Source organism: Gilvimarinus algae (genome assembly GCF_030518215.1).
In the GTDB taxonomy this organism is placed as follows: domain Bacteria; phylum Pseudomonadota; class Gammaproteobacteria; order Pseudomonadales; family Cellvibrionaceae; genus Gilvimarinus; species Gilvimarinus algae.
In genome coordinates this window covers 198,128-211,065 of sequence record NZ_JAULRT010000035.1, presented here as the reverse complement: position 1 = coordinate 211,065, position 12,938 = coordinate 198,128, and the positions used below count along the sequence as shown (strand labels likewise).

12 protein-coding genes are annotated in these 12,938 nt (G+C 57.6%); 9 read left to right on the top strand and 3 right to left on the bottom strand.

Going from position 1 to position 12,938, the window contains the following annotated elements; translation table 11 throughout:
- Nucleotides 1–3: 3 nt before the first annotated feature.
- Together QWI16_RS04560 and QWI16_RS04555 are read left to right on the top strand one after the other, a co-directional pair.
- Nucleotides 4–1,902, top strand: coding sequence for an ATP-binding cassette domain-containing protein (locus QWI16_RS04560; RefSeq protein ID WP_302711570.1), 1,899 nt, complete (start codon nucleotides 4–6; stop codon nucleotides 1,900–1,902).
- Nucleotides 1,903–1,994: 92 nt separating this feature from the next.
- Nucleotides 1,995–3,620, top strand: coding sequence for a methyl-accepting chemotaxis protein (locus tag QWI16_RS04555; RefSeq protein WP_302711569.1), 1,626 nt, complete (start codon nucleotides 1,995–1,997; stop codon nucleotides 3,618–3,620).
- 81 nt (nucleotides 3,621–3,701) lie between these two features.
- Here QWI16_RS04555 and QWI16_RS04550 read toward each other — a convergent pair whose 3' ends face one another.
- The 3 genes from QWI16_RS04550 to QWI16_RS04540 all read right to left on the bottom strand — a co-directional run bounded on the left by QWI16_RS04550 (nucleotide 3,702) and on the right by QWI16_RS04540 (nucleotide 8,614).
- On the bottom strand, nucleotides 3,702–5,198 hold the full coding sequence (locus QWI16_RS04550) for a methyl-accepting chemotaxis protein (protein WP_302711568.1): 1,497 nt from the start codon (nucleotides 5,196–5,198) through the stop codon (nucleotides 3,702–3,704).
- Between the two features lie 16 nt (nucleotides 5,199–5,214).
- Entirely contained in the window at nucleotides 5,215–6,087 is an 873-nt protein-coding gene (locus QWI16_RS04545; RefSeq protein ID WP_302711567.1) for a transporter substrate-binding domain-containing protein, read from the bottom strand.
- Between the two features lie 211 nt (nucleotides 6,088–6,298).
- Entirely contained in the window at nucleotides 6,299–8,614 is a 2,316-nt protein-coding gene (locus QWI16_RS04540) for a Tex family protein (RefSeq protein WP_302711566.1), read from the bottom strand.
- A 193-nt stretch (nucleotides 8,615–8,807) separates the two neighbouring features.
- Here QWI16_RS04540 and QWI16_RS04535 point away from each other — a divergent pair, with 193 nt between their 5' ends.
- From QWI16_RS04535 to QWI16_RS04505, 7 genes are all read left to right on the top strand, one after another.
- Nucleotides 8,808–9,176, top strand: coding sequence for a GntR family transcriptional regulator (locus QWI16_RS04535; RefSeq protein ID WP_302711565.1), 369 nt, complete (start codon nucleotides 8,808–8,810; stop codon nucleotides 9,174–9,176).
- Nucleotides 9,173–10,060 carry an ABC transporter ATP-binding protein gene (locus tag QWI16_RS04530; protein WP_302711564.1) on the top strand — a complete coding sequence of 296 codons (888 nt, stop codon included), beginning with the start codon at nucleotides 9,173–9,175 and terminating at the stop codon, nucleotides 10,058–10,060. Before QWI16_RS04535 ends, QWI16_RS04530 begins: the two co-directional genes overlap by 4 nt.
- Complete coding sequence (locus QWI16_RS04525) at nucleotides 10,053–10,973, top strand: hypothetical protein (protein WP_302711563.1); 921 nt, start codon at nucleotides 10,053–10,055, stop codon at nucleotides 10,971–10,973. Before QWI16_RS04530 ends, QWI16_RS04525 begins: the two co-directional genes overlap by 8 nt.
- A 23-nt stretch (nucleotides 10,974–10,996) precedes the next feature.
- Entirely contained in the window at nucleotides 10,997–11,335 is a 339-nt protein-coding gene (locus QWI16_RS04520; RefSeq protein ID WP_302711562.1) for a hypothetical protein, read from the top strand.
- 84 nt (nucleotides 11,336–11,419) lie between these two features.
- Complete coding sequence (locus QWI16_RS04515; RefSeq protein WP_302711561.1) at nucleotides 11,420–12,190, top strand: hypothetical protein; 771 nt, start codon at nucleotides 11,420–11,422, stop codon at nucleotides 12,188–12,190.
- Between the two features lie 45 nt (nucleotides 12,191–12,235).
- Complete coding sequence (locus QWI16_RS04510) at nucleotides 12,236–12,628, top strand: nuclear transport factor 2 family protein (protein ID WP_302711560.1); 393 nt, start codon at nucleotides 12,236–12,238, stop codon at nucleotides 12,626–12,628.
- Between the two features lie 13 nt (nucleotides 12,629–12,641).
- The gene (locus tag QWI16_RS04505) at nucleotides 12,642–12,938 is read left to right on the top strand and encodes a DUF3144 domain-containing protein (RefSeq protein ID WP_302711559.1); all 297 of its coding nucleotides are present in this window, start codon (nucleotides 12,642–12,644) and stop codon (nucleotides 12,936–12,938) included.

Genomic DNA, 12,938 nt, shown 5'->3' with positions numbered 1-12,938 from the left:
CGCATGATTTCTCTCGATACTATCAGTTTACAGCGCGGCGCCAAGTTTCTTCTGAGCGAAGTGGATTTGTCCATTTTTCCCGGTCAGAAAATTGGGCTGATCGGTGCCAATGGCAGTGGCAAGTCTTCCCTGTTTAAGTTATTGCTGGGGGAGTTGCAGGCCGATGGCGGCACTTTGGATTTGCCCCGCCACTGGCGTTTGTCGCATATGGCCCAAGAGGTAGCCGATACGCAGCGCACGGCACTGGATTATGTGCTCGATGGTGACGAGGCGCTGCGCGAGCTGGAACAGCGTATCGAGAATGCGGGCGATGACGGCGAACTCCTGGCCGAGCTTTACGGTGAGCTGGAGCAGCTTGATGGTTACACGGCTCCGGCGCGCGCGGCTCAGCTGTTGAGCGGCCTGGGCTTTGCCGACAGCGATCATGCCCGGTCAGTGAGCGATTTCTCCGGCGGCTGGCGTATCCGTTTGAATCTCGCGCGGGCGCTGATGTGCCCCTCTGATTTGCTGCTTCTGGATGAGCCCACCAACCACCTGGATCTGGATGCGACCCTCTGGCTCGAGCAGTGGCTACAAAATTACGATGGCACCTTGCTGATTATCTCTCACGACCGGGACTTTCTCGATAACGTGGTAGAGCGAATTGTCAGTATCGAGTCAGGCAAGCTGGTGAATTATTCCGGCAACTACTCGGCCTATGAACGTCAGCGGGCCGAGCGCCTATCGCAGCAGCAGGCGGCGTTTGAAAAGCAGCGCGAGCGCGTCGCCCACCTGGAAAACTACATTCGCCGTTTTCGCGCCAAGGCGACCAAGGCCCGTCAGGCGCAAAGCCGCATCAAGCAGCTAGAGCGGATGGAAACCATTGCCCCTGCGCATGTGGACTCACCGTTTACTTTTAGCTTTACCGCCTCGGACAAGGTATCAGACCCGCTGATCGTGCTGCGCGATATGCGCATTGGCTATGCCGAGAAGCCCGTGCTCGAGCAGGTGAACCTGAATATTGCCCCGGCTCAACGCATTGGTCTGCTCGGGCCCAATGGCGCGGGCAAATCCAGCCTGATCAAAACCCTCGCAGGAGAGATTCAGGCGCTGGCGGGCGAGCGGGTCACCGGTGAGCACTTTCGCCTCGGTTACTTTGCCCAGCATCAATTGGAGGCACTGGATTTGGCCGCCTCGCCGGCGCTGCACATTCAGCGAATCAGCCCCAAGGCGCGCGAGCAGCAAATTCGCAACTTTCTTGGCAGTTTTGATTTTCAAGGTGACCGGGCCTTTGAGCCGATTCACCACTTCTCCGGCGGTGAAAAAGCCCGTTTGGCGCTGGCGCTGATCGCTTGGTGCGAGCCGAATGTGCTGCTGCTGGACGAGCCCACCAACCACCTGGATTTGGAAATGCGCCAGGCGCTCACCATGGCGCTGCAGGATTTTGAGGGCGCCGTCATTGTGGTCTCTCACGATCGCCACCTGCTGCGTAATACCGTGGATGAGTGGCTGCTGGTGGCGGACGGCCAGGTCGCGCCCTTTGACGGCACCCTCGACGACTACCACCGCTGGCTCACCGAGCACAACCGCAATCGTCACTCCTCCTCGACGCCTTCACCCGCTCAGCCCAAGCCCGCTGCGGTGGATAAAAAAGCCCAGCGCCAGCAACTGGCCGGGCGCCGTGAAGAGCTCAAACCCCTGACCCAGCGCCTGAAAAAACTGGAGACGCAGATGGAGCGCCTGGCGGCGCAGCTGGCTCAAGTTGAGGCCCAGCTGGCCGATACCTCGCTGTATGAGGAAGGCGAAAAGGACCGGCTGCAGGCGCTCTTGCAAAGCCAGGCCGAGCTGCGCGGGCAGGTGGATCAGGCCGAAGAGCAGTGGCTCGAGGCACAAGAAGCGCTGGAATCGCTCGGCGGCGCTTAAACTTTCCTATACTGAGAAAACAGTGGTTATGCGTGGGGTGGCGAGGTGGCCGCCGCACTGTGTTTTTGTGTCTGTTGAATTGAGGCAATGCTATGAAATGGGTGACCCGCAGCGTGCAAATGCGCTTGATGGTGGTCGTCGGCTGTGGATTGGCCGGTTTGTTGGTGGCAGCGGAGATAGCCATTTCGTTATTGAACGGCCAGCTGGCCAGCTACAACCGCCTTCTCGAGCGCAATGTGGCGCAGGAGCGGGCGATCAGTGATATCAACTTCGATTTTAAGGTGCAGGTCCAAGAGTGGAAAAACGTTCTGCTGCGTGGCGCCGATGACGAGCAGCGCGACAAGTATTGGGACAGGTTTCAAGCTGGCCACGAGCAGATTCAGGAGCGCGGCCGCGCTTTATTGGGCCAGCTCGAGGCGGGGCGCAGCGCTACGCTGGTACAGGATTTTCTGCGCGCTCATCAAAGTGCCTATGGGGAGTACCAGGATGGTTATCGGGCGTTTATCGCCTCGGGCTACGATCCCACGGCGGGCGATCAGGCGGTATCGGGTATTGATCGCGAGCCCAGTCGCCTATTGGCTGAAGCCGCGGATTTGATTAAGGACAATGTGGCGACTATGGCCGCCTCGGTGCAGGCGGCCAGCGCCCGAGTGTCCTTCTGGGCGCAGGTTTCCACCGTTGTCGTGGCCGTGGTCGTCATGAGTGGTCTTTGGTTGCTGCTCAGCTCCACTTTGATCAAGCCGTTGCACTCGGTGATGGGGCACATCAGGGTAATGGCCGGTGGCGATTTTTCCCAGCACTTCCAGCTGAAGCGGGCGGACGAGCTCGGGCAGCTGGGGGATAACCTGCACCAGATGCAGCGCGAGATCCGCTCAGTGGTGGTATCGGTAAAAGACACTTCGGCGCAACTCGGCGAGGCCTCCGCCAGCATCAACCAAACGGCATCTGACATTGCCCGCAATATCAGTGAGACCGAGCACTCCACCGACCAGGTCGCCGCGGCGGTCAATGAGATGTCGTCCACGGTGCAGGAGGTTGCCAGCAATGCCTCGGGCGCGGCTCAGGCGGCCGGCGAGGCGGACAGTGGGGCGAAAAACGGTATCGGTGTGATGGAGCAGACCATTGCTTCCATCGACGAACTCTCGGCCCAGGTGGAAGAAGTCAGTGGCGCAATGGCGCAATTGGAAAGCGAGACGGACCGCATCGGCCATGTGCTCGGTGTGATTAAGGGCATTGCCGAGCAAACCAACCTGCTCGCCTTGAACGCGGCCATTGAAGCGGCCCGCGCCGGTGAACAGGGTCGGGGTTTTGCCGTGGTCGCCGATGAGGTTCGCGCCCTGGCGCAGCGCACCCAAGAGTCCACCGCCGAGATTCAGCAAATTATTGAAGCGGTACAGGGCGGCGCTGCCGGCGCCACCCGCGCCATGGAAATCAGCCGCGACAAAACCCGGCGCACCGTGGAGCTGGTAGGCGAAACCGGCGAGTCGATCCGCGCGATTTCTTCGGCCATTGCCAGTATCTTGGACATGAACACCCAGATTGCCACGGCCGCCGAGGAGCAGAGTTACGCTGCCGAAGAGATCAATAAAAACGTCGGCAATGTTGTTTCTATGGTGCAGCAGGCACACGAGAGCGCTCAGCGCTCGACGCAAACGGCAAACGACCTGGATTCCACCGCGAAAAAACTATCCGGCCAAATCGCGCACTTTACGGTTTGATACCCGGCCCTCATCTTGTTCTTACGCCCCACTCGCACTCGGTTTACGAATGGGGCGACTTTACTTTTCGCTGATGGCGCCTCAGGTTTTAAACCTGGACATTTCATCGCGCAGTAGGTGACTTTCCCGGTCCAGCAGCGAGCTGCTATCGCGCACGATCTCTGCGTTATGGGAGACGTTTTCGGTCAGGTCGTGAATGGCGGTGATGTTTTTACTCACCTCATTCGCGGTGGCGCTCTGCTCCCGCGAAGCGCTGGCAATGTGGTGATTCATATCGTTGATGGAAACCACTTTGGTGCGGATTTGCTCCAGTGCATGATCCACCTTGCCCGAGGTTTCGATGGTTTCCTGTACGGCTTCAACGCTGTACTCCATTGAGTTGTGGGTGTCGTCGGCCGACTTTTGCAGCTCGAGAATGATGGATTCAATCTCCTCGGTAGACTGCTGGGTCTTTTGCGCCAGGGATCGCACCTCGTCGGCGACCACGGCAAACCCCCGGCCTTGCTCGCCCGCTCGCGCCGCTTCAATGGCCGCGTTTAAGGCGAGCAAATTGGTCTGTTCGGCGATATTGCGTATAACCTCCATCACCGAGCCAATGCTGTCGGACTTGTCACGCAGCCCCTTGATCTTGTCCGCTGTGGTTTGTATTTGTGTGGTCAGGCGGTTGATGGTGTGGATGGCTTGCTTGACCACCTCGGAGCCTTCATCGGTCAGGTGCAGGGTGGCCTGGGTATCAGCAGCGGTGTTTTTGGCGTGTTCAGCGACGTCTTCAGCCGAGTGCGACATCTGCTGTAAGGCGGCGGCGACCTGTTCAATTTCATTAATCTGCTGGGCAATCGAGGCGGTGGTGCTGGCGGCCGCATCCGTCATTTTTTCTGTCTGGGCGGTAACGCTGCTGCTGGTATCGGTCACCCGGTGAATGATGGAGGCGATTTGCTCCATGACGCGATTAAAGTTGTGGCTCAGATCGGCAATTTCATCCTCGCTGTGGGTGGGCAGGCGGCGAGTCAAGTCGCCTTCGCCATCGGCGATTTCGCTCAACGAATCGCTGATTTGCAACACCCGCCGCGCAATCATGCGCTTGCTCAAGAGCGCGACGGTGATTAGGCCGGCCAATAGCAGAGCGGCGATAGTAGCAAAGGTGGCTGCAGACTGATTGGCGAGGGTGGCGCGCATTTGCGCCGTGGAAAAATCCACACTGATATACCCGATCAGTTTGTCAGCGCGGGTAATCTCAATGCGTTCGCGTCTTTCTATCGAGCCGCCTTCGGGGCGCTGCTCGTCACTGGCCGAGCCCAGTGTCTTGCCGCGATGGTCGACAATGTCGATGGCGATGATCAAAGGCGTCTCGGCAAGCGACTGGCCAATGGCTTCGACCTGCGGCAGGTCGTAGGAAAACACCGGCTCACGCAGGGCGGATAACGCGAGGCGGATTTGCCCCTCCAGGCTCTCTTGAAACACGCGCTTTTGATACTGGCTTTGCAGCTGATAGTTCACAGTGACAATCAGCGCGGCCGCCAGCAACAATATGGCGGTGAGAGCAAACATGAGTTTTACAGTCAGGGTTTTTCTGATCATGGCAGGTCACTCGTTGTTATTCTGCGCTTTCGTCTGCCTCTTCGGGCGATCTCAGCGAGTTGATATCAAACCAGAGAGCCGCATTATCCAGCGGCGTGGCGTCGGGCAGGTCCGGGTTGGTGAGCTCAAAGATCTGGCGCTGGCCGAGCTTGCCCCGTTCTACGACCATTTGCACCATGGGGTCGCTCATCATCTGGGCATCGAAGCTGCCATCGGTAATTGCCATTAGCATGCCCTCTTCCAGTATGCGGGCAAGCTCTGGTTGGCGGGGGCTGACGAATAGGTAAAACGGCATGCGGTAGACAAACATCAGGTGCTCGTCCACGGCAAGCTCTAGCTCGGGTCGCGCCTGCAACTCACTCCAGGGCTCATTTACGCCGCGGGGGAAGGCGTCAAAGCGCTGGCCGTCGGCCATTAGAAATAGGCCCTCGTAGGTGCCGGTTTCGACTTTGAGGCCGTTGCGACGCATGATGTCAGTATCTGGCCAGCCCTTTCCTTGGCCGAAAACAAACCCTTGCAGTTGCTCAAAGCGGTGAATACCCGCAAAGAGGTTACGCTTGTCCCGGTGGACGATAAACACCCGGTGGCCGAGCAGGCCTTTGTATAGGGGTATCCGAATGGGTAGCAGGCGGCTTTCAATGTCCTCGGTAGTGGCGGCCCACATGATGTCGATAACACCGTCTTCGGTGTCCTGCTGCTGTCGTGCTGCGGTGAGAGTGCCTTGGCTGATGTTGAGCGTGTATTCGACGTCGGCCTTGTCGAGCGCGAGGCGAATCATGGCAATCGCGTAGCGGGCATTGCTGTCGTCGCGGGACACCAGTTTGATGTCGAACGCCGCGAGGGCACTCAAGGGGAGAAACAGTACCAGTATTAGCAGGAGTCTGCGCACTTTGCCGGCCTCTAATGGTTTTTATACGCTTATTATCTCCTTTTAACTTGGCGCATAAATTAGCAACTGGCAAGTAATGTTTTGTAATAGGAAGGGGGAAATTGATAACGCGAAGAGCAATGCCGGGTTCCCCTGTGCCGTGTAAAACGGGCAAGAAGCACAGGAGTTCCCGGTACTGTTTATAGCGGCCGGCGAGTGGAAAAGTTGAGCCCTAGCGCCCCTTTTTCATCGCCTGTTGCAAGAGCGCGCCCATACTGCCCATGGGCTCTTGGGCCGGGCGCTGGTTTTTCGCAGACTTTTGCCCGGTGTTGCGCCGGGGTTTGTCGCCCGTACCGGTTTTTTCTCCGGGGGTGTCGTCCAGGCGCATGGACAGGCCGATGCGCTTGCGCTCGACATCCACTTCCATCACCTTGATCTTGACGATATCGCCGGCTTTGACCACCTCGCGCGGGTCCTTCACAAAGGTGTTGGACAGAGCGGAAATATGCACGAGACCGTCCTGGTGGACGCCGATATCAACAAAGGCGCCAAAATTGGTGACGTTGGTGACCGTACCTTCCAGGATCATACCCGGCTCCAGATCCTTGATGGTGTCTACCCCTTCCTTGAACTCGGCGGTGCGGAATTCCGGGCGTGGGTCGCGGCCGGGTTTATCCAGCTCTTTGAGAATGTCGGTGATGGTGGGCAGGCCGAACTGCTCGGTGACATAGTCCTGAGCCTTGACGTTGCCGAGGAAGGCCGAGTCGCCGATCAGGCCCTTGATTTCGCGCTGGTTGCGCTCGGCGATGCTGGTGACCACCTGGTAGGACTCCGGGTGTACCGCTGAGGCGTCCAGCGGGTTGTCGCCGCCGGTAACGCGCAAAAAGCCGGCGGCCTGCTCAAAGGTTTTGGCACCAAAGCGGGTGACTGACTTGAGTTGCTCGCGGCTGGTAAAAGCGCCGTTTTTATCGCGAAACTCGACAATATTGCTGGCAAGAGAGGCGTTCAGGCCGGATACTCTGGCCAGCAGTGCCGCCGAGGCCGTGTTGACCTCGACCCCCACGGCGTTTACGCAGTCCTCCACCACGGCATCGAGTGAGCGGGCCAGCTGGGTCTGGGATACGTCGTGCTGGTATTGGCCCACACCGATGGATTTGGGGTCGATTTTCACCAGCTCCGCCAGAGGGTCCTGCAGCCGGCGGGCGATGGAAATGGCGCCGCGAATTGTGACGTCCAGATCCGGGAATTCGCGGGCGGCAAACTCCGAGGCAGAATACACCGAAGCGCCAGACTCGTTCACCATCACAGGTTTCACGTCCAGCTCCGGGTGCTTTTGCAGCATGTCCTTGACGAATTTTTCCGTCTCGCGACTGGCTGTGCCATTGCCAATGGCGATCAAATTGACAGCGTGCTTGGCGCAGAGCTTGGCAAGTACCTGCTCTGCCTCGGCGATCCGGTGTTGCGGGGCGGTCGGAAAGATAGCGCAGTGATCGAGCACCTTGCCGGTGGCATCCACCACCGCCACCTTGACGCCGGTACGCAGCCCCGGGTCCAGGCCGATAGTGGCTTTCTGCCCGGCCGGGGCGGCCAGCAGCAAGTCTTTCAAGTTGGAGGCAAAGACCTTGATGGCGTCTTCTTCGGCGCGGTCGCGCAGCTCGCCCAGCAGGTCGGTTTCCAGGTGGGTTAATAGCTTCACGCGCCAGGCCCAGCGCACCACCTCGGCCAGCCATTTGTCGGCTGCGCGCCCAGTATCGCGAATGTCCCAGTGCTCGGCCACCATGACTTCACAGGGATGCGTAGTGCCCGGCTCTTGTTCGCCGAGGGTGATGGCGATAGTCAATACGCCTTCATTGCGCCCACGGAACATCGCCAGCGCACGGTGCGAGGGGGTCGATTTAAGCGGCTCGTCGTGCTCGAAGTAATCGCGAAATTTCTGCACCTCCTGGCTGTTGTCGGTTTCCTTGCCGCTGGCAACGCGGCTTGACAGTGTGGCCTCTCTCTGCAAAAAATCGCGAAGTTTGCGCAAAAGGTCGGCATCTTCGCTGAATTTCTCCATAAGAATGTACTTGGCGCCGTCCAGGGCGGCCTTGATGTCGTCGATTTTGTGTTCCGGGTTCAGGTAATTGGCCGCCTCGGCTTCCGGGTCCAGGCTCGGGTCCGCCAGCAGCGCCTCCGCGAGTGGCTCCAGGCCCGCCTCTATGGCGATCTGGCCCTTGGTGCGGCGCTTGGGTTTGTAGGGCAGATACAGGTCTTCCAGGCGCGTCTTGGTGTCGGCGGCGCGGATATCGTTCTCGAGCGACGGTGTTAGCTTGTCCTGCTCGGCGATGCTTTTGAGGATGGCCTCGCGGCGGTCTTCCAGCTCGCGCAGGTAGCGCAGGCGCTCTTCAAGCGTACGCATTTGGGTGTCGTCCAGGCCCCCGGTAACCTCTTTGCGGTAGCGGGAGATAAATGGGACGGTAGCGCCTTCGTCCAGCAGGCCTACGGCGGCGTCTACCTGCTGCTCACGGATGCTCAGCTCTTCGGCAATGCGTTGAAAAATACTGCTCATGTCGATATCTCTTTTGATCTTCTCAAATCCCTCACCGGGCCGAAGCATTATGCGTAAAACCGGCCGCTATTACAGTCTTGAATTTGCCCTGAATTTGTGTCTTTTGCCCCCGCAGGCGTTCAATGCTTGACCAATTGTTTTATGGTGTTATAGTTATGTATAACACTATATCGAAGCGGGTGGTTCCAGAACAATGCAGTGGCGAGATGATCAGCCCATATACCGGCAACTCTACGAGCGCATGATCGAGTTGATCCTGCGCGGACAGGTGGCTGCCGGCGATGCCCTGCCGTCGGTGCGCCAGATCGCAGCGGACTATCAGATCAATCACCTGACCGTGGCCAAGGCCTACCAGGCCCTGGTGGATGAAGGGCTGGTGGAAAAGCGCAGGGGCCTGGGCATGTTTGTTCTCGAGGGCGCGCGCGAGCGTCTCAATGCGCGTGAGCGCGACACCTTTTTGCGGGAGCTGCCGATGTTGTTACAGCGGGCCAGCGCCCTGGGTATTACAACAGAAGAGCTGGTGCAGGCCATCCGCCTGGCCAGTGAGGAGGAGGGGAAATGAGTGCGGTGATTCAGGCTGCCAACATCAACAAGCGCTACGGCCGCCACAAGGTGCTGGACAACATCAACCTTGAAATCAACAGTGGCAAGATTGTCGGTCTTATCGGCCCCAATGGCGCGGGCAAAACCACCTTGTTGCAGTCCCTGCTGGGGCTCGGCGTGGCCAGCGGAGATATAAATGTACTGGGTGAGGATCCGCGCCGCGCCCGTTCAAAAATGCTCGAGCAGGTCTGCTTTATTGCCGATACTGCGACCCTGCCGAGGTGGATGAAGGTCTCCCAGGCCATCGAGTATGTGGCGGGTATTCATCCGCGGTTTGATCAGGCGTTGGCTGAGCGGTTGCTCACCAAAACGCAGATCAAACGCACGAGCAAGATTCGTGAATTGTCCAAAGGCATGGTGACCCAATTGCACCTGGCGCTGGTGATGGCGGTGGATGCCAAGCTGCTGGTGTTGGATGAGCCGACGCTGGGGCTCGATATTATCTACAGACGCACCTTCTACGACGCCTTGCTGAATGACTACTACGATGGCGACCGCACCATTTTGATAACGACGCATCAGGTGGAGGAAATTGAACACCTGCTGACCGACGTTGTATTTATTAATGACGGCAAAATTGTGCTGAATGAATCGATAGAAAGTTTTGAAAATCAGTTTGTTAAATTGAAAACCGGCCCGGAGTCTGTCGCTCAGGCGCGAGCGCTAAAACCGGTCAGTGAGTCGCGGACTTTGAGCGGGCACGAATTTATTTTTGAAAATGTCCCGCGCGAGCGCCTGGCAAGCCTGGGTGAGTTGGCGCTGGCGTCCCTTGCCGAGGTTTTTGTCGCCAAGGTAGCACCCACCGTTTCTGCCGGTGCGCATGAGGAGTCAGGCCATGAATAAAATCATTACTCAGGTAAAGCGCGAGGTGTGGGAAAGCTCTGGCATATTCTATAAAGCGCCGCTGTTGCTGTTTGCGATTATCCTGGTTTTTTCGGCTATTTCGCTTTACTCCCTGCACGCTGAGCATCTTGGCGATGTGAATTTTCACTGGTCCAACAAATGGCACAGCGAGGGTGAGCAGGCAAATGCGACAGAGGGCCATCAGAGTGTGCAGGAAATGGCAGCGGATAAGCTAATCGGTGTACAGTACATTATCTATTTTATTTTTGGTGTTATCTGTCTGTTTAATACGATTATTTATTCGTTAGGTGCTTTGATTGGCGATCGTCGCGACCGAAGCATTTTGTTTTTCAAATCTCTGCCTTTGTCTGAGTGGCAGGTGGTGATCACCAAGCTGTTGTTGTGTGCTTTTACCTTGCCGTTGATCTACTGGTTGTGTGCCTTCTTAACCGTCTTGGCTTACAGTGGTGGGGCTGTTGCTTTTGGCACTAGCACTCTTGACCTCAGTGGCTCCGAGCTCTGGCAGCAGATGCGTGTATTGCCAAGTGCGGCGGCTGGCTTTGTCAAACTGTGGTTTACCGGGCTTTGGGCTCTGCCGCTGATCAGTGCACTATTGCTGGTGTCGGCTTGGGCCAAGCGCTCGCCCTTTGGCATATTGGTCGCAGTGTTTGTAGGGATTTGGCTGTTTGAAAAGTGGTTTCTGGGAACCGGGTATTTAGTCGAAACCCTGGCGGCCTACCTCAGTGGATTGTATGTAGGCGATCACATCAGCTTTGTTGCCGGTGATGGACAGGCGGGGTTGAGAGGTATTGGCGCTTTTGTTGTTCGTCCCGGTTTGTATCTGGGGCTCGCGGTGTCTTGTGTGTTTGTGTATGGCGCTGTTTGGCTGCGTGACCGGCGCTTTGAAATTTAATATTGTCACAGGGGATAAGTGTCATGAACATCTTGCGGTCGGTCTCTTTTATCGCGCTGCTGGTTTTGAGCATCAATTCTCATGCACAGCTGTCGCTGACGCAAAGCGATTTCACCAGTTTATCCTACACCCAGGCGTCTTGGTCTTTGGATTTTCGTCGCTATCAGCCTGTGGAAGCCCTGCTGGATATCACCCGCCGTACGCGTGCCGCGCTGACTATTTCGGTCGCCGTAGACGCTGGCACTCAACAGACACGAACGGCGCCGGTCGCTACCCGGGTACTGAGCTACGGTTTAATGGGCAGCCTATTGCTCAGCCTGTTGCTGGTGGTTCTGGGTTTGCGCGATGCCATCAGGGAGTGAACTATTTATCCGAAAATTGTCATTGTCAGACGGATGAATTCTTTCGCCTCTCCAGGCGTCGGTTGTTTGTGCAAGTGAGGTGTTATGAAAGTCTTGGGATGTCTGGTTCTGCTTTGCCTGGCCGCAACGAGCCGCGCCGATGGCTTGGCCGATTTGCAGCGCGCCCTTGAGACGCTGACGCAACGCCTGCCAGTTACGGGCGAGCTGGCCGTTGAGGTCATGCAGAAGTATGGCGATGGCGACGATGCTGTGGAACGCAAGGGCGCTGCCAGTGCCCGGGTTGTGGATTCCCCGGAGGCTTTGAGTCTCGCCTACGGTGCCGAGCTGCTGGCGAGCCTTGAGGGCGAAGAGGCGCAGCGTGCGAGGGACCCTGATGTCGCGACGCCCGCCAAGGATGGGGTGCATGAGCTATCGCCCGCCGATGCCAGGTTGATGGTGCGCGCCCGTGACAGTTTGCAGCGCTCGATCAATGCGGCGCAGTACCTGGGTGAAACCGAGGAGTCCTATGAGCAAGTGCCGGCTCGCCGGCTGGATTTTGCCCTGCCCATTAGCCAGTTGGCCAAGCACGAGCGCAAGTATGTTAAATCCTACGACGGTGTCTTGTCGGTCTGGATTGACGAAAACGGTGTACCCTTGGCCAGTCGCACGCGCATTGACGCCTCTGGCCGAGTGTTTATATTTATCCGCTTTCACTTCGAGGTTCGCTCCGACCGCCAGTTTGTCGTCCACGGTGATCGCTTGCTGGCCTTAGAGGACAGGTACTACCAGCAGAGTCGCGGTGCCGGTGAGCGCTCCGAGCGCAGAGTGCACAAAACCCTGCGCGTGTCTGAGGGGCGCGACTCACACAGCCACTAGCAGTTGCGTTAGAATATCCCCTCTGGAGCGCTCAGTGGAGGGGATATGATTCGACTCATCAGTGGCCTAGTGCTTATGCTGGCCTGTGCAGTGGCCTTGGCCCAGCAAAATGTGCTTTTGATTGAACAGCAGGTTGATGCCTACAACAGTAACGACGCTGACAAGTACGCCAGTTACTTCCACGATGATATCGAAGTCTACAATTACCCCGATACGCCCATCACTGCCGGCAAGGGCGCCTTGATTGAAACCACCCGCAAAACCTTTGCCGATCACAGCCCCAGCAGCCGCATCGTTAAGGTCATCGATCTCAACGACAAAGTCATCACTCTGGAACGCGCCAGCTTTAAGGTGAAAGACACCCGCCAAGAGCTGGATGTGATTAAAATATACCAATTTCAGGGCGGCTTGATCCGCCGTATGACCTTTATGAATTGAGGTGCCATCACCGATGACTGACAAAGACGACAACGACCTCTACTGGGATCTGGTGGATGAGTTTATCGAGCGCGCCAATAGCCGCTGCGAGACGGCCGATCCGGGTATGGTCAGTGCGGCGCTGCTGCAGGCGGCCGCGCGCTTTAACGCCTTTGTCGTGGCCAGCTCTTCGGTGGATCGTAGTGAATTCACCGAAGAAATCGAGCCCTCGCTTCGCTATCTCACCAACCAGTATCGCGACTTTCTCAAAGAGCACCTGGAAGACTACCGGGAAAACTACAAGGTCTATATGCGCACCGAAGAATCCTGA